Here is a 19,184-nt window from a genome sequence, read left to right on the forward strand (position 1 = left end):
GCGATCCTCATCTGGCTAGTGCCGTCGGGCGAGTGGTCAGTTGTGTTGCGTCACTTGGCCCAGATCGTCACCGGAGGTCTGCTTCATATCCTCCGTACGCAACTCGGCAACATCGGCAGCTTTCACCGGCGCACCCTTGTTGCCCCAGCTGCCACGAATGAAGCTCACCACATCCGCGACTTCCTGATCCGACAGGCGCCAGGCGAAACCGGGCATGGTGAAGGTCGATGGCGCGGTGTGCGTTGCCGGCAAAGTCCCGCCCTTGAGCACGATGTGGATGAGCGAGGTCGGATCGTCGGTTTGCAGCACCGGATTACCCGCCAGCGCCGGGAAGACCCGGGTGTAGCCATGGCCATCGGTCCGGTGGCAGGCCGCGCAGTTGTCGATGTACACCGACGCGCCGCGTTGGCTGTCGTCACCGTTCCACAGCGCTTTGGCTACTTTCTGGTCGTACTGATGCGGCTGATCCGCCGGGTCATTGGCCGGCAGTGATTTGAGATAGCGGGCAATCGCGGTGAGGTCGGCGTCGCTCATGTATTGCATGCTGTGGGTGACCACATCACTCATGCCGCCGAATACTGCGCTGCGATCACTGCGCCCGGTCTTGAGAAACTGCACCAGTTGTTCTTCGCTCCAGCTGCCGAGGCCATCCTTGTGATCGCCGCGCAGGCTCTTGGCGATCCAGCCTTCCAGCGGCGCACTGCCGGCGAGGAATTCGCTGCCGTCCGCCGCGCTCAGGGATTTTTCCTGCATGGTCAGGGCGCGCGGGGTGTGACAGGCGCCGCAGTGGCCGAGGCCTTCGACCAGGTATGCGCCACGATCGATCACCGGATCGGCCGATGTGGCCTGGTAATCCTCGACCTTCGGTGCGAACAGCCAGCGCCAGCCCATCAGCGGCCAGCGCATGCTCAACGGCCACGGAATGTCGCTGGCCTTGTTCTCCTGCGCCACCGGTTCGACGCCGTGCATGAAGTAGGCGTACAGCGCTTGCATGTCGGCCTGGTTGACCCGCGCGTAGGACGGGTAAGGCATCGCCGGGTACAACGTGCTGCCGTTTTTGGCCACACCGTGGCGCACGGCCTGGTCGAAGTCCTCGAAGCTGTAATCGCCCAAGCCGGTTTTATCCGGGGTGATGTTGGTCGAGTAGATCGTGCCGATCGGTGTTTCCATCGGCAGCCCGCCGGCGAACGGCTTGCCGCCCTTGGCGGTGTGACAGGCCACGCAGTCACCGGCGCGGGCGAGGTATTCACCTTGCTTGATCAGATTTTGATCAACATCGGCCGCATAAATTGCAGTGCTGCCGAGCAGGGCGAGGGTGGCGATAACGAAAGTTTTCATGGTCATCGCTCCTTAAGCCTGCACCAGCGGGCCGGGGTTTTTCAGGTACTGCTCGCGAATCGCTTTTGCCGACCAGTAGGTCAGCGCCGCCACCAGCCCGGTCGGGTTGTAGCCCAGGCCCTGCGGGAACGCCGAGGCGCCCGGGACGAACACGTTGTGCACGTCCCAGCTCTGCAAATAGCGGTTCAGCGCGCTGGTCTTCGGATCGGTACCCATGATTGCGCCACCGTTGAGGTGGGTGGTCTGGTACGAGGCGGTGTTGAAGTGGTCGCCGACCTGCTTGCCGATCACCGCAATGGCTTTCGGGCCCATGGCTTGGGCGATCTTGCCCATTTTCTCGACCATGAAGCGGTTCATCTTGATGTCGTTTTCCTGCCAGTCGAAGGTCATGCGCAGCAGCGGCAGGCCGTAGGCATCGCGGTACACCGGATCGAGATCGAGGTAGTTGCCACGGTAGGATTGATGCGCGCCGTGGGCGTCCATCGACACCTGGTGGGTGTAGTAATCGGCGGTTGCGCGTTTCCACGCGCTGCCCCAGGCCGGCGTGCCCGGCGGGTTCGAGGTGCCGGCAATCGGTCGACTGCCAGCCTGGTTGACCCACATCGGCGAACCGCCGACAAAGCCGTGCGGGCCGTGGTCGAAGTTATCGGCGTTGAAATCGTCCACCGCCACGCCGTTGCCGCCAGCGCCGATGAAGTTGTTGGTGTGGGTGTCCTTGTCGAAGAAGGCCTTGATGGTCGCCATATTCTGGTAGGCGAAGTTACGCCCGACCACGCCTTCGCCGCTGATCGGGTCGTAGGGTTTGCCGATCCCGGAGAGCAGCATCAGACGCACGTTGTGCAGCTGGAACGCGCCGAGGATCACCAGATCCGCCGGCTGCTCGATCTCGCGGCCCTGGCCGTCGATGTAGGTGACGCCGGTGGCTTTGGACTTACTGCTGTCGAGATTGACCCGCAGCACATGGGAGTTGGGCCGCAGTTCGAAATTTGGCAAGGGCTTGAGCGCCGGCAGAATATTCACGTTCGGCGAGGCCTTGGAATACATGTAGCAGACGTAGCCGCTGCAGAAACCGCAGAAATTGCACGGCCCCATTTGTGCGCCGTAGGGATTGGTGTACGGCCCAGAGGTATTTGCCGAAGGCAGGTTGTAGGGTTTGTAACCGACTTCTGTAGCCGCTTTACCAAACAGCTGTGCGGATACGGTGTTCTTCTGCGCTTCAAGCGGGAACGGGTTGGAACGATCCGGCGCGTAGGGGTTGCCGCCCTTGCCCTGACCGACCAGTTGACCTTTCACCGTCCAGGCCTGGCCGGAGGTGCCGAAGACTTTTTCCGCGAAGTCGAAAAACGGTTCCAGCTCTTCATAGCTGACGCCGAAATCCTGGATGGTCATGTCCTTGGGGATGAAGCTTTTGCCGTAGCGTTCTTCATAGTGGCTGCGCATGCGCAACTCGATCGGGTCGACGCGAAAGTGCACGCCCGACCAGTGCAGACCGGCGCCGCCGACGCCATTCCCCGGCAGGAACGCGCCCAACTGGCGGTTGGGCAGGGCGATGTCGTTGACGCTGTGGCGAATGGTCACCGTCTCTTTGGAGATGTCCTGAAAGAGTTTCTTGCGCACGCTGTAGGTGAGTTCGTCGATCACCTGCGGATAGTTGCCGTCGGGGTAAGTGTCCTGCATCGGCCCACGCTCCAGCGCCAGCACGTTGAGGCCCGCCTCGGTGAGTTCCTTGGCCATGATCGCCCCCGTCCAGCCGAAACCGACGATGACTGCATCAACCTTCTTCATTACCGTTGCCATGCTTACGCCCTCTCGCCGCGAATCGACACTGCCGGGAAGGGGTATTGCTCGTTGCGTTCCACCCAATCCATGAAATCGGCGCGGGCGCCGGGGAAACCGATCATCGTCCAGCCGACCATGCCTTTATTGCCACCGTGGATCGGGTCGCAGAAGAAACCTTCCTTGGTGTTTTGCAGCAGCAGATTGAAGAAAATCTTCGCCGGCACCGCATCGAACTGCGGCTTGCCGGCTTCGAGTTGCTTGAGCAAATCGTCTCGGGTAGCGCTGTCTTGCTCGGCAAATGTTTTACCGCTGAGACCTTTTACCCACTGATCCGTGGCGGCGATGCCGAGGCGATAGATGTCTTTGGGTACCAGTTTGCTCTGCCAGCCCATCTCCGGCGCAGCGTCGGCATTGAATGGGCCTTGCATGTACCACAGGGCACCGGCGGCGTACGGCGTGTTCATCTGCCGGTCGATGTATTCCGGTACGCCGGCTTCAAGCGCGCCCGGACCTTGCGCGTCGTTGGGGATCAACTGGGCGACGGCGGCATTGATGAATGCCCATTCTTCAGCGGTGAAAAAGCTCGGCTGATAATCACCGGCGCCAGCAGCGGCCGGTTTTGCTGCGGCCGGCGCCGGTGCGCTTTCAGGTGCGGCTTGCAGCACGCTGCTGCCCAGGCCGGTACCGGCAAGCGTGACCACCGGAATCAGGGTCAGGGATTTGCGCAAGAACTCACGCCGCGGGTTGTCTCGATCTTGATCAGACATGGGGGGCACCTCATCAGGCATAGAAGTCAGCCGCTTCTGCGAGCAGCTCGAGGAATTTCGCGTCGCGATGACGAGGGTCTGTCCCGAAAAAGGGCGCCACGTCTGCAACATCATGTGACAAATGGTAGCAGGCTAAGCATCAAGAAAAACCGTTTTCCTGGAAAAAAGCCCGGTGAGGCGCCGATTCACGTTTCTTTGACGGCCGGCTCACGGCGTATTGACCGCTTTATAGCGAAGCTGCAATTCCTCTCATGAAGATTGCCGAAACGGTCAGCCCAGCATGTCTCGAGTGCGCTTTTTCCCCGCGTTATGTTTTTCGCTTGTTGCCCTGTTGCATGGCATTGCCGCCCGGGCGGCCGACGCCACGGCATCTCGCCCGGCCGAGTGGGCACAGCCGGTTGAGGCGCAGTTCAACCTGTTCCGCATGTCACCGACGCTGTATCGCAGCGCCTTGCCCAGCCGCAGCGCGGTGCCGCTATTGAACGATCTGCATGTCGTCACCGTAATCAACTTCCTGCCTGATGCTGATAGCGATTGGCTCTCCGCGCCGGGCATCAAGCAAGTGCAACTGCCGTATCGCACCAATCACGTCGACGACAGCGATGTGCTCAAGGCTCTGCGCGCGATTCAGTCCGCCGAAGCCGACGGCCCGGTGCTCATGCACTGCAAGCACGGTTCTGACCGCACCGGTCTGATGGCGGCGATGTACCGCGTGGTGGTGCAGGGCTGGAGCAAAGAGCAGGCGCTCAAGGAAATGACCGAGGGCGGTTTTGGTGACAGTCAGCATTTCCACGACAGCGTGCGCTACGTGATGCAGGCTGATGTCGATCGGTTGCACGAAGCCCTGATCAATGGCGAATGCAGCACCAGTGCATTCGCCATGTGTTCGATGAAGAGCTGGTTCGACTCGGCGCACGTCCAGCGTTGATCAGCTCAATCGGCTGGCGCAGGAAACAGCGCGCTGTCGATCGGTTTACCCAAGAACGCTTGCAGCGCGGCGGGGAGTGACTGTCTGTCTCCCGACAGCAGGTGTTTGCGCAGGTCCCGGCCCGTCTGTTCATTGAACAGACCTTCACGTTCGAAGCGTTTGAATGCCTCGCTCGCCAGCACACCCGACCATTTGTAGGCGTAAAGCGAAGCCTCGTAACCGGTGACCAGATAATCGCAGCTGTTGGCGAAGCGGCAGTAGGCTGGAATATGCAGGCCCGGGAATGCGCTTTGCACATCCGCCATCACTTGTTGAACAGTGCGACCGTCGCCGTGACTGCAATGCAGTTCGAAGTCGAACAGCGCGCTCAGCAGCAGCATCGCCGTCTCTCGGCTGCGCTGGATGTCGGTGGTGGAAAACGCGGCGTCCGCCTGTGTTTCCGACAGGCGCTCACCGCTCTGATGATGCGTACCCAGCCAGCGCAGGAATTGCCCGGATAGCGCCCATTTCTCGAACAGCTGCCCGACAAACTCGGCAGCGTCGCGGCTCAGATGCGAAATGCCGGACAGGTTGTAGTGCGGCGAACGTGTCAGCACGTGATGCAGGCAATGGCCGAATTCGTGCAGCAGCACGCGCAGATCCTGATGTGCCAGCAGATTCAGCCCGTCGGCGGCGGCCGTGTAATTGCATTGAAGCGAGGCTATCGGCAGTGATGGCCGGCCTTCCGCATTGATCCGTCGGTTGCGCAGTACACCTGTCCAGGCGTAGTCGGCGCCAGCGGCGCGGTGGAACGGGTCGATGTAGATGAAGCCGACCGCTTGCTCATGCTCGCTGACTTCGAACAGGCGCACGTTTTCGTTGAAAGTCTCCAGGCGAATGTTTTCGCTGATCCTGATGCCGAACATGTGCTCACTGAAGCGGCACAGGCTCTGCAGTATGGCGTCCAGCGGAAAAAACAGGCGCAGGTCCTGCTCCTCGCCGCCCAACTGTTTCAAGCGCAATTGCTCGGCGAGGAAGTCGTGATCCCACGCTTCTATCTGATCAATACCGTACTGGCGTGCAGAGGCTTGCAGGTCATCGGTTTCGCGCGCAAGCGCCGCTGCGTTGAGGGCGATCTGCTGCTGCAGAAAACGGCGGACCTGGTCAGTATCCACGGCCATGCGGTCGAGCAGTCGCAGTTGAGCGAAATTGTCGAAACCCAACAGACGGGCTTTGGCATGACGCGCCGCCAGCAGCTTGTGCAGCACCGGTCCGTTGTCGAAGCGGCCGGCGTATGGCCCCTGATCCGAAGCGCGGGTGCACCAGGCTTTGAAACACTCTTCACGTAAACCGCGGTGCCGCGCCCGCTTCATGACCTGATCGTAAGTGTTCTGATCGAGTGTCAGCCGCCACCCGGACAGCCCGGCATTCTTGGCATTGGCGGCCAGATGCGCCTGCGTTTCGGCCGGCAGTCCTGCCAACAGCGCTGCATCGTCGATGTCCTTGCTCCATGCAGCGTTGACCGATCTGAGATTGCTCATGAAGCGCTTTTCCAGCAGATCGATTTCGCCGTTCAATCGCGTCAGATCCGTGCGCTGCGCACTCGACAATTCGCTGCCGGCCAGGTGAAACCTGCGCAGGATTTTCGCCAGCGAGGCTTTGCGTGCATCACTGAAGCTGGCGGCTATGGAGCTCTGTGCCAATCGTTGATAAACCTGGAGCAACTGTCGATTGCCGGCCTTCGCAGCCTTGTAATGCTGTGCAGCGTGGGTGCTGAGCGCTTCCTGCGCCAACCACTCGGGATCATCGGCATGTCTGACCGAAAGGAATTCGATAATCGCCATGGTTTCATTCAGGCGTGCATCGGCTTCATCAATGGCAATGACCACGTCGTCCCAGTTGGGATGATCGACTTGAGTGGCGATGACGTTTTCAATAACCAGCAGGTTGTCGGCAACGATGCGCTCGACTGCCGGCAGCAGATGTTCGGCGCGTATCGCCGACCAGGGCGGCAACTGCCATTGTTGCAGGAGTGGGTTGGTGTCAGGCATGGCGTCTTCCGTGAGAGAGGGCTGGATTGACCAGCCTAATCACGAAGCGCGGGGGCGAGGTGGTAGATAGTTACCGCCACCTGACGACGATCATCGGCAGGTGGCGGTAGTTGTCACTGTTGCTCGTCGGGCTTTTTCTTCAACTTGGGGTTGGGGAAGAACTGCACGGCCTGGACCTTTTTGTCGGCGGCAGGCTTCAGCGCACTGGTATTGACCCGCGTGCCCAGTTCTTTGGGCACCGACAGGCCCTGCTCGTTGAGGGTGTCGGAGTAGCCGCAAGCCACGCATTCGCGGTGCGGCACGCCGTCTTCGTTCCACATCATCAACTTGTCCGGCTCGCTGCACGCCGGGCAGACCGCCCCGGCGATAAAGCGCTTCTTGGTGATCACAGGGCCGTCGCTCATGCTGCCGCGTCCTCACTCAGGCCGCTGTGGCGCAACAGCGCGTCGATCGACGGCTCACGGCCACGGAAGTCGACGAACAGCACCATCGGTGCCTGCGAGCCGCCGCGCGCCAGAATCGCCTCGCGGAACGCCCGACCGGTTTCAGCGTTAAGCACGCCGTCTTCCTCGAATTTCGAAAAGGCATCGGCGGACAGCACTTCAGCCCACTTGTAGCTGTAGTAACCCGCTGCGTAACCGCCGGCGAAAATGTGCGCAAAGCTGTTGGGGAAGCGGTTGTAAGCCGGTGGACGCATCACCGACACTTCGTCACGCACGCCCTCGAGCACTTGCGCCACGCTGCGGCCATCGCCGTGGGTGGCGTGCAGTTCGAAGTCGAACAGCGAAAATTCCAGCTGACGCACCATCATCAGCCCGGACTGGAAATTCTTCGCCGCGAGCATTTTTTCCAGCAGGTCCTGCGGCAGTGGCTCGCCGGTCTCGTAGTGGCCGGAGATCAGCGCGAGGCCTTCCGGCTCCCAGCACCAGTTTTCCATGAACTGGCTCGGCAGCTCGACTGCGTCCCAGGCCACGCCATTGATGCCGGATACGCCAGCGTGTTCGACGCGGGTCAGCAGGTGATGCAGGCCGTGGCCGAACTCGTGGAACAGGGTGGTCACTTCATCATGGGTCAGCAGCGCAGGCTTGCCGCTGTCGGCCGGGGTGAAGTTGCACACCAGATTGGCGACTGGGCTTTGCAGCACACCGTCGACGGTGCGACGACGGTCGCGGGCGCCGTCCATCCATGCGCCGCCACGCTTGTTGGCGCGGGCATACAGGTCGAAGAAGAAGCGGCCGACGTGCTGGCCGTTTTCCTTGATCTCGAACAGGCGGACGTCCGGATGCCAGGTGTCGAAGCCTTTCTGCTCGGCGATCTCGATGCCGTACAAACGCTGGACGATGGCGAACAGGCCGCTGAGGACTTTGTCGATCGGGAAGTAGGCTCGCAGGGTTTCCTGAGCGACGCTGTAACGCTGCTCGCGGAGTTTTTCGCCGTAGAAACCACTGTCCCAGCTTTGCAGGTCGGCGCAGCCCTGTTCGGCGGCGTAAGCGCGCAGCTGTTGCAGATCCTGCGCGGCGAACGGCTTGCTGCGTTGGGCCAGATCGCGCAGGAAGCTCAGCACCTGATCGCTGGATTCGGCCATTTTCGTCGCCAGGCTCAGCTCGGCGAAACTGGCGAAGCCCAGCAATCGGGCCACTTCCTGACGCAGTTCGAGGATTTCTTCCATCACCGGACCGTTGTCGTTCTGGCCAGCATTCGGGCCTTGGTCCGAGGCACGGGTGCAGTAGGCGGCGTAGACTTCTTCGCGCAGTGCGCGGTCCTGCGCATAGGTCATCACGGCGTAGTAGCTGGGGAATTCCAGGGTGATCAGCCAGCCGTCGAGGCCTTTGGCCTGGGCTGCGGCAGCCATCTGCGCCTTGGCCGAATCGGTCAGACCGGCGAGGGCGGCTTCGTCGGTGATGTGCTTGGTCCACGCCTGGGTGGCGTCGAGTAGTTGGTTGGAGAAGCGGCTGCCCAGCTCTGACAGTTTGCTCTGCACTTCGGCGTAACGTTTCTGCTCGGCTTCCGGCAGATCGATACCCGACAGACGGAAATCGCGCAGGGCGTGTTCCAGGATGGTTTTTTGCGCGACGTCAAAATTGGCAGCTTCCGGACTGTTGGCCAACGCTTCATACGCCTGGAACAGTTCGCGGTTCTGGCCCATCTCGGTGGAGTAGGCGCTCAGGGCCGGCAGGCACGACTCGTAGGCTTCACGCAGTTCGGCGCTGTTGCACACGGCGTTAAGATGGCTGACCGGGCTCCACGCCGCACCGAGACGATCATTGAGTTCGTCCATCGCCAGCACCAGACCGGCCCAGGTCGGGTTCTTGCCCTGGGTCTTGAGAATTTCGGCGATGGCGGCGCGGTTGTCCGCGAGGATGGTTTCGATGGCGGGCAGGACGTGTTCGGCACGGATCGTGGAGAACGGCGGCAGGTCGTAGGACTGCAAAAGAGGGTTGTTCACGCTCACGGTTGGCACCTTGGCTGGAAGAAACATGCGCCCATCTTAATTACAATCGACACTCACCGCAGCTATCGGCGACAGAGAGAGAACTAATCGTGTCCCTTCGCAAATACCAGAATCACACCCCCCGCCTGAGCAACGGCGCATTCGTCGACGGTTCGGCGGTGGTGATCGGCGACGTCGAAATTGGCGCAGACAGCTCGGTCTGGCCGCTGACGGTGATCCGTGGCGACATGCACCGCATCCGCATCGGTGCGCGCACCAGCGTGCAGGACGGCTGTGTGCTGCACATCACCCACGCCGGCCCGTTCAACCCGGACGGCTTTCCATTGCTGATCGGGGACGACGTGACCATCGCCCACAAGGTCATGCTGCACGGCTGCACCGTGGGCAGCCGCGTATTGATCGGCATGGGCAGCATCGTCATGGACGGTGCCGTGGTGGAAGACGATGTGATCATCGGCGCCGGCAGCCTGGTGCCGCCGGGCAAGCGCCTGCAGAGTGGCTTTCTGTATGTCGGCAGCCCGGTCAAGCAAGTGCGCCCGCTGACCGACAAGGAAAACGCCTTCTTCACCTACAGCGCGGCGAATTACGTCAAGCTCAAGGACCTGCATCTGGCCGAAGGCTACGACCAGCTCTGAATCGCCTACACCTGCTCGGGAATTTCCATGCATTACCAGACCGTACTGTTCGACCTCGATGGCACCCTGACCGACCCGCGTGAGGGCATCACCCGCTCAATTCAATTTGCCTTGGCCAATCTCGGCATCGACGAACCGGACCTGAGCAAACTGGAACACTTCATCGGCCCGCCGCTGCTGCAAGCGTTCATGCAGTTCTACGACTTCGACGAGGCCAGGGCCTGGGAAGCGGTGAATTTCTATCGCGAGCGCTTCAAGGTCACCGGCCTCTATGAGAATCGGGTGTTCGACGGGGTCACGCCGTTGCTGGAAACCTTGAGCGGGCAGGGGCGGCAGTTGTACATCGCCACCTCCAAACCGTGGGTGTTCGCCCGCGAGATCGCCCGGCACTTCGACTTCGCCCGCCACTTCAAAGTGATCTACGGCAGCGAACTGGACGGCACGCGGACCAACAAGGTTGAGCTGATTGCGCACTTGCTTGAGGAAGAACGCCTGGACCCCGCGCAGACCCTGATGATCGGCGATCGCAAGCACGACCTGATCGGCGCGCGCAGCAATGGCCTGGATGCAGCGGCGGTGGGCTATGGGTTCGGCAGTTTTGAAGAACTGAATGCCGAGGCGCCGGCTTATCACTTTGAAACTTTGGACGAGTTGCATCAGGCGTTTTTGCAGCGCTGAGCAGATGGCTATCGCTGGCAAGCCAGCTCCCACAGGTTAGCGATTCTTCAGGCTCACCGCTGCCCCTGTGGGAGCTGGCTTGCCAGCGATGAGGCCCGTCAGCCGCTGGAGGACTCAGGAACTGCCAAGGCCCTCAAAGCCGCCTTACGCTCATCAACCGGCAACCGTCCCAACCGCTCAACCTCGGCATAAAACCTCAGCCAATCCCCATCCATTTGCCTGAACAGCGCCGCAAACGCCGGCACCCACTGGTCATACAGCCCGAACGGCAACAACCGCGCGTTGTTCAGTGGCGCATTGACCCAAGCGTCATAGCGTTTGTCCCCGGCCCACTGACTGTCGCGCATGACCCGATACTCCCGGCGCAAGCGCTCGAATTCAGCTGCTTTGCGCTCACGCATCTGCTCAACCGACAGCGGCTGCGCATACAGCGTCTCCAGCCGTGAGCGCGTGTCGAGTACCAGACCGATGAACTGGTCACGCTGCTTGAGCCTGGCATCCGACTCCGCCGGCAGCCCGCGGAACGCGCGCCATTGCCGCGTGCCTTCCTGCTCGACGAAGGTGGCGAAAGACTCGTTGAATTCAGTGTCGTCCTTCACATAGAACTTCTGGTGCGCCAGTTCATGAAAGATCAGCGTGGCCAGTCGTTCGTCGCCCCAGCCCATCATCGAATTGAGGATCGGGTCATTGAACCAGCCGAGCGTCGAGTACGCCTCGACCCCGCCGATCGACACGTCCATGCCCTGCAAGCGCTGAAGCGCCGCTTCGCCACGGGCGGCGCTCTGGCTGTAGTAGCCGCGATAGGCCACGCAGCCGGCAATCGGGAAGCAGTGATTCTGCGGCGTCAGGGAAAACTCTGCGGTGGCGAACACGTTCCACACCACGAACGGCCGGCCGATGTCGGCGTACAGACGATAGCTTTGGTTGTCCGGCAGATGCAGGTGCTCGCTGGCGAACATGCGGGCCTTTTGTGATTGAGCCAGATGCGCGCGCAATTTGGCATCGCGGCTGGGGTCGGCAATGACTTTTTCGACCGGCTCCCGTGCGCGCAGCAATTGCAGTTGGCCGCTGGCCAACTGGCTGTAATAGCTGACGCTGGTGCAACCGTTGAGCAACAAAAACAACACACCCGGAAACAAAATCGGAAAAACGCGATCAAGTAACCCAAGGCTGGAAAACGGCCTGATCAAAATAAGAAATTCCCCGGAAAGTCTGCCCCAAGACTATCCCGCCTCAAGGAGCACCGCTATGCGCATGTTGATGCTGACAGGAGGCCTGCTGACGCTGGCCGGTTGTGCCGGATTCGGAATGCCCGACCCCGACCCTTCGCAAGCCTGGATCGATCTTGACGCTCGCCAACACGACACGGCGCTGCAAGCCGTACAAGTCGATGCCACACAGGCTGTCGACAAACGTTATTTCGAAGTGCAGCCCGGCAGCCATGAGCTGAAGGTGCGCTATCAATTCCCGGTCGAGGCCACCAACATCGGCCCGACTGCCGAACCGCTGTGGCGCGATTGCCAGTTGAGCGTGAAATTCAAGGACTTCAACGCCGGCCAGCGCTATCAGCTGCAGGCGGGCAGCATCGGCTTCCGGCCTTGGGCCAAGCTTTATGACGAACAGCGCAAGGTTGTCGGCCAGGGCACACCGGCGGGCTGTCAGAGCAGTTGATCGGCGCTATGCTGCAAATCCCGTCAAAGGATATCGATCATGCGCAAGTTGACGACATTGCTGGCCGCCAGTGTGCTCGCCGGTTGTCAGAGCCCGTTGCCGGCGGCCGATCCAGACAAAGCCTGGGTCGACTTCGCCATGCCTACCCCCGGCGGCAAAGTGCTGATGGCCGAGCGCCTGGATAAACAGCGCTTGCGCGACGGACGCTTTTTTCAGGTGACGCCCGGTAGTCATGAGCTCACCGTGCGCTTTGACTTCGAAGTCTTCGGGGGTGGTCAGGGCATGGATACCGATCCGCAAGAGCGGCTGTGTTACATGACCGTGCCCTATGAACACTTCGAGGCCGGGCAGCGTTACCGCCTTGAAGCCCGATCGCTGGCCTTTACGCCAAGTGCACGCTTGATCAATCGTCAGGGGCAGATCGTTGCCAACGAGCGGCAGATCAATTGCGTGCCGTGATAGGCAATCAGCTATCGTTTCTCTGATAGATGATCCGCTTGGTACCGTTCTCGCAAGTGCCGACGATCATGGCTGAGTCGTGCTGCTTCGCCTCTTCCGCCGTGATGATTTCAAGGGTGTACGTTGGGATCGCCTTCGCCTGGATCTTGATCTCGATCTCCTTTCTAAGCTCCTCGCATTTTTTGGGGGCTGCGATAGCGGACGTGGCCAGTGCACTGCAAAGGATCGCCAAGCCAATACGTTTCATCGATGAAGCTCCTTGAGGCAGCGCGCACGGGTGTGCGCTGAAGCTGCTGTCGATTATTCGACCACAATTCTGCAGAGCGGGTTCTGACTTTGCTCACACCTTGTATTAATTGCCGGCCGCTGAGCAGGTTTCGAGACTGCTTTCGCGAGCAAGCTCGCACACACTGGATCTGCGACGTGCACAAATCCCCCGTGGGAGCGAGCCCTGCTCGCGAAGGCGGCAGCCCGGCAAACGCCGAATCAGCTGACCAGCGAAGCCTCAAGGGTGATCTTCGCATTCAGCACCTTGGAAACCGGGCACCCTTCCTTGGCCTTGTTGCTCAGCTCTTCAAACTGCTGCTGAGTTGCGCCCGGGATTTTCGCCTTGAGAATCAGCTTCACCGCAGTGATCGCGAAGCCGCCGTCAACCTGATCGAGGGTGACTTCGGCGTTGGTGTCGATGCTGTCTGCCTTCAGGCCGGCATCGCCGAGAATCATCGAAAACGCCATGGAGAAGCAGCCGGCGTGGGCCGCGCCGATCAGTTCTTCCGGGTTGGTGCCTTTGCCGCCTTCAAAGCGCGCCTTGAAGCCGTACGGCGCTTCGCGCAGTACGCCGGTTTCGGTGGAGATCGAGCCGAGACCGGTTTTCAGATCGCCTTCCCAATGCGCCGATGCCTTTTTCACGATAGCCATGTCTGCCTCCTCAAATATGGCGCGGAACGCCGCGCCGTCGCGGTTTTTACTAGCAAGGCTTCTGAGGATAGACGGCGGAACAAAGTTCAGCCTGGCTGAATCGTTGACTTTTTTAGTAGGAAATTTCGTCGCTGCTATTGAATCTCGGGTATATGCCCTCATTCCATAAAACACGCTTATGGATTTGGCAGGTTTTCGTTCGCAAGAAAAACCTGCCTCCCCACCCGGAGATGCAGGTTAATGAAAAAACTGTCCGACGTTAAATTTTCCACCCTCGACCTGGTGCCGGTGCGCGAAAACGGCAGCGCGGGGCAATCGCTGCGCAACTCGCTGGACCTGGCGCAGCATGCCGAGAAATTCGGCTACACGCGCTTCTGGGTCGCCGAACACCACAACATGGACGGCATCGCCAGTTCGGCCACTTCGGTGTTGCTCGGCTATCTGGCCGGAGGCACGTCGACGATCCGCGTCGGTTCCGGCGGGGTGATGCTGCCCAACCATGCGCCGCTGGTGATTGCCGAGCAGTTCGGCACCCTCGAGAGCCTGTACCCGGGACGCATCGACTTGGGTCTGGGCCGCGCGCCCGGCTCTGACCAGATGACCGCCCGCGCCTTGCGCCGTGAGCGCTCGGGCAGCGCTGACGACTTCCCTGAAGACGTTGCCGAACTGATGCGCTACCTCGGCCCGCGCACCCCGGAGCAACGCGTGATCGCCATGCCCGGCACCGGCACCAACGTGCCGATCTGGCTGCTCGGCTCAAGTCTGTTCAGTGCGCAATTGGCGGGTGAGCGCGGCTTGCCTTACGCCTTCGCCTCGCACTTCGCGCCGCGCTTCATGCACGAGGCGATCCGCATCTACCGCAATCACTTCAAACCGTCGGCGGTGCTCGACAAGCCGTACGTGATGCTCGGCGTGCCGCTGGTGGCAGCGGATACCGATGAGCAAGCCGATTACCTGGCGACGTCGGTGTACCAGCGCATTCTTGCGTTGATGCGTGGCCAGAGCCTGGTGCAGCGTCCGCCGGTGAAAACCATGGACGGTCTGTGGCTGCCCCATGAACGTGAGGCGGTGGGCGATTTTCTCGGCCTCGCCATGGTCGGCGGCCCGCAGAAGATCCGCGCCAAGCTTGAGGTGTTGATCGAGCAGACCCAGGCGGACGAGCTGATTTTCACCTCAGACCTGTACGAGCATGCCGATCGCGTGCATTCCTACGAGCTGCTGGCGCAGGTGATGAAGGGCTAAGATTCACCACACATACCTTGTGGGAGCGAGCTTGCTCGCGAAGACGGAGTGTCAGGCACTCGATATGTTGACTGACCCACCGGTTTCGCGAGCAAGCTCGCTCCCACATCGGGCACATGGAGCCCACAAAAAAGCCGACGCATCCACGTCGGCTTTTGTATTTCAGGCGCAATCAACCGCGTTTGTAGACGATTTCCTTGCTGCCGCCTTCGCAGGTGCCAACCACTTTGGCGTCAGCCGCCGCACCCTTGTCGACAACCTCCAGCGAATAACCGGAAACGCCTTTGGCGTCGAGCTTCGCGGCGATTTCGCTTTTCAGCTCGTCACATGGCTTGCCGGCTGCAAACGCACCACCCGCAAGGCTCAACAAACCTACTGCCAACATGAACTTCTTCATCGGTCGCACTCCCTGGTCGGATTGAAAGAGGCGGGCATCGAGTCATCCACCCGATGCGCTCACCTTGTAGCGCTTTGCCATTCCCTATGGCACTCGGCCAGCGCGCAAGTTCAGAAGACTAGCTCAAACTCAGCTGGCGGCAATCTTGAAGCCGACTTTCAGCGTGACCTGAAAGTGCGCTACCTGGCCATTTTCGATGTGGCCACGGGTTTCGGTCACTTCAAACCATTCCAGATTGCGCAGGGTTTTGTTCGCCTCGGCCAGTGCATTGTTGATGGCGTCTTCGATGCTGGTAGTGGACGAGCCGACCAGCTCGACTTTCTTGTAGGTGTGATGATCACTCATGGCGTTCTCCTTGGGTTGGAATGGCGTGTGAAATTGAGCCTAGCAGGCAATTGCACTGATGAATTCGGCGCCGCTGCGCTGCCGAAGTTCAGAATTTCTGCACTTTCTGGACATGCTGAAGTCCCAACCAACACACGCCACTCATCACCAATGCAGGAGAGCCACCATGGCCAACACCTCTTTACGTAAAGCCTCGTTGCAAAGCATGGAAGCCGAGATCGAGAGTCTGCTCAAATCGTTGGAAAGCTTGAAAGACGATGCTTCGGACGAGTCGCGCAAGACCCTCAAGGCGCTGAAAAGCAACGCCGAAAGTGCGCTGAAACATTCCCGTCATCTGCTCAGCGACGCGTACGAAGAAGTCAAAGTGAAAACCCGCGAGACCGGCATTGCCACTCGTGACTACGCGCAGGAACACCCATGGACCACAGCCGGCGTGGCTGTCGGTGCAATCGGTCTGCTCGCCGCCTACTTTTTGTTCAAGCGCGGTGAGTGATCAGGCTGGCGCAGCTCGTTCTTGAGCCATTGCGCCAGTTGCCGGGCGCGTCCATCTGCGGCGCGCTTGGGTAGCCACAACGCCAGTTGCGCCGGGGTTTCGCAGAAGCCCCACGGCGCAACCAGGCGACCCGCCTTCAGATCTTCGGTTACCAGCGGCTCCGGCGCGATTGCCACGCCGAGACCTGCAACAGCCGCCTCCAGCAAATAATACAAATGCTCAAACCCTTGCCCGAGCTTCAACGCCTTGGGATCGAGGTGGTTTTGCTGCGCCCAGCTGGGCCAGGCTTGTGGGCGAGAGGTGGTGTGCAGCAAGGGCTCATCAAAAAGATCTGCGGCCACAGCGGTGTGCAGCTTCTGATAACCGCTATACAACGGGCTCATTACGGGGCCGATGCGTTCCGCCGCCAGTTCATAGACCTGCATATCGGCCGGCCACGGTGGTTCGGCGAACAGCAACAACGCATCAAGGCCCGGGCGCCGGGGATCGAGATCGCCTTCACCGGCCGACAGGTGCAGACGCAGATCCGGCAAATCGGCATTCAGCCGCCCCAGGCGCGGAATAAACCAGCGCGCCAGCAGGCTCCCGGAACAACCCAGCACGAACGGCGCATCCGCTGTGCTTTGCGTCAGTTCGGCGCAAACACTGCGCAACCGATCGAACGCCTCAGCGCTGGCATCGCGCAGACGCGCTCCGGCATCTGTGAGTTTCAAGCCGCGTCCGTCCTTGACGAACAGGCTCACCCCTAGATGTTCTTCAAGCACCTTGAGCTGGCGGCTGACCGCGCCGTGGGTGACGTGCAGCTGTTCGGCTGCCTGACTAACGCTGTTCAGACGAGCGGTGGCCTCGAAGGCGCGCAAGGCATTCAGCGGGGGAAGGTCATGGCTCATGGTATCTGTGAGTTTTCCTGACAGGTTGCGGCGATCTTATCGGTTTTCAGCCTGGAAAGTCAGGGGTAGAGTGATCGTCATTGTCTTCTGACCGAATTCACCTGGAGCGACCCATGACCCAGACTTCGAACACCTCTGATCTGCGTAACGGCCCTGACGCCAACGGCCTGTTCGGTGCGTTCGGTGGCCGTTATGTAGCGGAAACCCTGATGCCGTTGATCCTCGACCTCGCTCGCGAATACGAAGCGGCCAAGGAAGATCCGGCATTCAAGGAAGAATTGGCCTACTTCCAGCGTGATTATGTCGGACGTCCGAGCCCGCTGTATTTCGCCGAACGCCTGACCGAGTTCTGCGGCGGCGCGAAGATCTACCTCAAGCGTGAAGAGCTGAACCACACCGGCGCGCACAAGATCAACAACTGCATCGGCCAGATTCTGCTGGCACGGCGCATGGGCAAGAAGCGCATCATTGCCGAAACCGGCGCCGGCATGCACGGCGTGGCTACTGCCACCGTTGCTGCGCGTTTCGGGCTGGACTGCGTGATCTACATGGGCACCACTGACATCGAACGTCAGCAGGCCAACGTCTTCCGCATGAAGCTGCTCGGCGCTGAAGTCATCCCGGTCGTGGCTGGCACCGGCACCCTCAAAGACGCGATGAACGAAGCCCTGCGTGACTGGGTGACCAACGTCGACAACACCTTCTACCTGATCGGCACCGTAGCCGGCCCACACCCGTATCCAGCAATGGTCCGCGACTTCCAGGCCGTTATCGGTAAGGAAACCCGCGATCAGCTGCAGGCTCAGGAAGGTCGTCTGCCGGACAGTCTGGTGGCGTGCATCGGTGGCGGTTCCAACGCCATGGGCCTGTTCCACCCGTTCCTCGACGACAAGAGCGTGGAGATCATCGGCGTCGAAGCCGCCGGTTACGGCATCGAAACCGGCAAGCACGCGGCCAGCCTGAACGGCGGGGTGCCGGGCGTGCTGCACGGTAACCGCACCTTCCTGCTGCAGGACGACGATGGGCAGATCATCGACGCTCACTCGATTTCCGCTGGCCTCGACTATCCGGGCATCGGCCCTGAACACGCCTGGTTGCATGACATCGGCCGCGTCCAGTACACCTCGGTAACCGATGACGAAGCTCTTGAAGCGTTCCACAAATGCTGCCGCCTGGAAGGGATCATTCCTGCCCTGGAAAGCGCCCACGCTCTGGCCGAAGTGTTCAAGCGCGCACCGAAGCTGCCGAAGGATCACCTGATGGTGGTCAACCTCTCGGGCCGTGGTGACAAGGACATGCAAACCGTGATGCACCATATGCAACAGTCGCAGCAGGAGAAACACTGATGAGCCGCCTGCAAACCCGCTTTGCCGACCTCAAGCAACAGAACCGCGCCGCGCTGGTGACCTTTGTCACTGCAGGTGATCCTGACTACGACACTTCGCTGGCAATCCTCAAAGGCCTGCCTGCCGCAGGTGCCGATGTGATCGAGCTGGGCATGCCGTTCACCGATCCGATGGCCGATGGCCCGGCGATCCAGCTGGCCAATATCCGCGCACTGGGCGCCAAACAGAATCTGGCGAAAACCCTGCAAATGGTTCGCGAGTTCCGTGAAGGCAACAGCGACACGCCGCTAGTGTTGATGGGCTACTTCAACCCGATTCACAAATTCGGCGTCGAGCGTTTCATCGCCGAAGCCAAAGAGGCTGGCGTTGACGGCCTGATCGTGGTCGACATGCCACCAGAGCACAACGAAGAGCTGTGCGACCCGGCGCAGGCTGCTGGCCTGGACTTCATCCGCCTGACCACGCCGACCACCGACGACGCACGTCTGCCGCGTGTGCTCAACGGCAGTTCCGGTTTTGTCTACTACGTGTCGGTCGCGGGTGTCACCGGCGCAGGTGCAGCGACTCTGGAACATGTGGAAGAGGCGGTTGCACGTCTGCGTCGGCATACCGACCTGCCGATCAGCATTGGCTTCGGTATCCGTACACCGGAGCAGGCCGCGGCCATCGCGCGTCTGGCTGACGGTGTGGTGGTGGGCTCGGCGTTGATCGATCACATCGCCAGTGCCGATACGCCTGAGCAGGCCATCGATGGCGTGTTGAGCCTGTGTTCGGCGCTGTCCCAAGGCGTGCGCAAGGCTCGCGTCTAAAGCCGCA

The 19,184-nt window shown here is 60.7% G+C and carries 21 protein-coding genes; 9 read left to right on the forward strand and 12 right to left on the reverse strand.

All coding sequences use genetic code 11. From position 1 onward, the window contains the following. Nucleotides 1–36: 36 nt before the first annotated feature. From D8U82_RS26030 to D8U82_RS26040, 3 genes are read right to left on the reverse strand one after another with little or no spacing between them, the layout of a single operon-like run. A complete protein-coding gene (locus D8U82_RS26030; protein WP_024015016.1) occupies nt 37–1,338 on the reverse strand; it encodes a cytochrome c in 1,302 nt (433 codons plus the stop codon). 12 nt (nt 1,339–1,350) lie between these two features. Then, entirely contained in the window at nt 1,351–3,135 is a 1,785-nt protein-coding gene (locus D8U82_RS26035) for a GMC family oxidoreductase (RefSeq protein WP_073470773.1), read from the reverse strand. 2 nt (nt 3,136–3,137) lie between these two features. Continuing rightward, nucleotides 3,138–3,884, reverse strand: a complete 747-nt coding sequence (locus tag D8U82_RS26040; protein WP_076564860.1) for a gluconate 2-dehydrogenase subunit 3 family protein — start codon at nt 3,882–3,884, stop codon at nt 3,138–3,140. Nucleotides 3,885–4,164: 280 nt separating this feature from the next. Between D8U82_RS26040 and D8U82_RS26045 the strand changes: the two genes are divergently transcribed. Continuing rightward, complete coding sequence (locus tag D8U82_RS26045; RefSeq protein ID WP_073470771.1) at nt 4,165–4,812, forward strand: tyrosine-protein phosphatase; 648 nt, start codon at nt 4,165–4,167, stop codon at nt 4,810–4,812. A 5-nt stretch (nt 4,813–4,817) separates the two neighbouring features. On the opposite strand, the gene D8U82_RS26050 is transcribed toward D8U82_RS26045, so the two are convergent. From D8U82_RS26050 to prlC, 3 genes are all read right to left on the reverse strand, one after another. Continuing rightward, nucleotides 4,818–6,842 carry a M3 family metallopeptidase gene (locus tag D8U82_RS26050; protein WP_130903245.1) on the reverse strand — a complete coding sequence of 675 codons (2,025 nt, stop codon included), beginning with the start codon at nt 6,840–6,842 and terminating at the stop codon, nt 4,818–4,820. Nucleotides 6,843–6,955: 113 nt separating this feature from the next. Beyond that, complete coding sequence (locus tag D8U82_RS26055; protein WP_016772316.1) at nt 6,956–7,246, reverse strand: YheV family putative zinc ribbon protein; 291 nt, start codon at nt 7,244–7,246, stop codon at nt 6,956–6,958. Further along, a complete protein-coding gene (prlC, locus tag D8U82_RS26060) occupies nt 7,243–9,294 on the reverse strand; it encodes an oligopeptidase A (protein ID WP_130903246.1) in 2,052 nt (683 codons plus the stop codon). The genes D8U82_RS26055 and prlC overlap by 4 nt, the downstream gene beginning before the upstream one ends. Before the next feature lie 89 nt (nt 9,295–9,383). Between prlC and D8U82_RS26065 the strand changes: the two genes are divergently transcribed. Beyond that, nucleotides 9,384–9,929: a gamma carbonic anhydrase family protein gene (locus D8U82_RS26065; RefSeq protein ID WP_016772314.1), complete on the forward strand. Its 546-nt coding sequence runs from the start codon at nt 9,384–9,386 to the stop codon at nt 9,927–9,929. A 27-nt stretch (nt 9,930–9,956) separates the two neighbouring features. Further along, nucleotides 9,957–10,607 carry an HAD family hydrolase gene (locus tag D8U82_RS26070; RefSeq protein ID WP_016772313.1) on the forward strand — a complete coding sequence of 217 codons (651 nt, stop codon included), beginning with the start codon at nt 9,957–9,959 and terminating at the stop codon, nt 10,605–10,607. A gap of 98 nt (nt 10,608–10,705) precedes the next feature. Here D8U82_RS26070 and D8U82_RS26075 read toward each other — a convergent pair whose 3' ends face one another. Continuing rightward, the gene (locus tag D8U82_RS26075) at nt 10,706–11,797 is read right to left on the reverse strand and encodes an aminopeptidase (protein ID WP_130903247.1); all 1,092 of its coding nucleotides are present in this window, start codon (nt 11,795–11,797) and stop codon (nt 10,706–10,708) included. Nucleotides 11,798–11,855: 58 nt separating this feature from the next. Between D8U82_RS26075 and D8U82_RS26080 the strand changes: the two genes are divergently transcribed. Next, the gene (locus D8U82_RS26080; protein ID WP_016772311.1) at nt 11,856–12,278 is read left to right on the forward strand and encodes a hypothetical protein; all 423 of its coding nucleotides are present in this window, start codon (nt 11,856–11,858) and stop codon (nt 12,276–12,278) included. A gap of 39 nt (nt 12,279–12,317) precedes the next feature. Beyond that, nucleotides 12,318–12,737: a hypothetical protein gene (locus D8U82_RS26085; protein ID WP_016772310.1), complete on the forward strand. Its 420-nt coding sequence runs from the start codon at nt 12,318–12,320 to the stop codon at nt 12,735–12,737. 7 nt (nt 12,738–12,744) lie between these two features. On the opposite strand, the gene D8U82_RS26090 is transcribed toward D8U82_RS26085, so the two are convergent. After that, a complete protein-coding gene (locus tag D8U82_RS26090; protein WP_125927293.1) occupies nt 12,745–12,984 on the reverse strand; it encodes a DUF1161 domain-containing protein in 240 nt (79 codons plus the stop codon). A gap of 239 nt (nt 12,985–13,223) precedes the next feature. Then, nucleotides 13,224–13,655 carry an OsmC family protein gene (locus D8U82_RS26095; RefSeq protein WP_016772308.1) on the reverse strand — a complete coding sequence of 144 codons (432 nt, stop codon included), beginning with the start codon at nt 13,653–13,655 and terminating at the stop codon, nt 13,224–13,226. A 240-nt stretch (nt 13,656–13,895) separates the two neighbouring features. On the opposite strand from D8U82_RS26095, the gene D8U82_RS26100 reads away from it, so the two are divergent. Then, the gene (locus tag D8U82_RS26100; RefSeq protein WP_024015025.1) at nt 13,896–14,897 is read left to right on the forward strand and encodes an LLM class flavin-dependent oxidoreductase; all 1,002 of its coding nucleotides are present in this window, start codon (nt 13,896–13,898) and stop codon (nt 14,895–14,897) included. A gap of 172 nt (nt 14,898–15,069) precedes the next feature. Here D8U82_RS26100 and D8U82_RS26105 read toward each other — a convergent pair whose 3' ends face one another. Further along, a complete protein-coding gene (locus tag D8U82_RS26105; RefSeq protein WP_130903248.1) occupies nt 15,070–15,294 on the reverse strand; it encodes a DUF1161 domain-containing protein in 225 nt (74 codons plus the stop codon). Between the two features lie 129 nt (nt 15,295–15,423). Then, nucleotides 15,424–15,639: a dodecin gene (locus D8U82_RS26110; protein ID WP_016772305.1), complete on the reverse strand. Its 216-nt coding sequence runs from the start codon at nt 15,637–15,639 to the stop codon at nt 15,424–15,426. 166 nt (nt 15,640–15,805) lie between these two features. On the opposite strand from D8U82_RS26110, the gene D8U82_RS26115 reads away from it, so the two are divergent. Beyond that, the gene (locus D8U82_RS26115) at nt 15,806–16,132 is read left to right on the forward strand and encodes a DUF883 family protein (RefSeq protein WP_039757078.1); all 327 of its coding nucleotides are present in this window, start codon (nt 15,806–15,808) and stop codon (nt 16,130–16,132) included. Here the strand turns inward: D8U82_RS26115 and D8U82_RS26120 are convergent. After that, the gene (locus D8U82_RS26120) at nt 16,105–17,022 is read right to left on the reverse strand and encodes a LysR family transcriptional regulator (protein WP_122751344.1); all 918 of its coding nucleotides are present in this window, start codon (nt 17,020–17,022) and stop codon (nt 16,105–16,107) included. The two genes, D8U82_RS26115 and D8U82_RS26120, sit on opposite strands and share 28 nt — an antisense overlap. A 113-nt stretch (nt 17,023–17,135) precedes the next feature. Here D8U82_RS26120 and trpB point away from each other — a divergent pair, with 113 nt between their 5' ends. Both trpB and trpA read left to right on the forward strand, forming a co-directional pair. Continuing rightward, on the forward strand, nt 17,136–18,368 hold the full coding sequence (gene trpB / locus D8U82_RS26125; RefSeq protein ID WP_016772302.1) for a tryptophan synthase subunit beta: 1,233 nt from the start codon (nt 17,136–17,138) through the stop codon (nt 18,366–18,368). Next, nucleotides 18,368–19,177, forward strand: coding sequence for a tryptophan synthase subunit alpha (gene trpA / locus D8U82_RS26130; RefSeq protein WP_024015029.1), 810 nt, complete (start codon nt 18,368–18,370; stop codon nt 19,175–19,177). The genes trpB and trpA overlap by 1 nt, the downstream gene beginning before the upstream one ends. Nucleotides 19,178–19,184: the final 7 nt, after the last annotated feature.

The organism is Pseudomonas sp. Sample_23 (genome assembly GCF_004307595.1).
GTDB lineage: Bacteria > Pseudomonadota > Gammaproteobacteria > Pseudomonadales > Pseudomonadaceae > Aquipseudomonas > Aquipseudomonas atacamensis.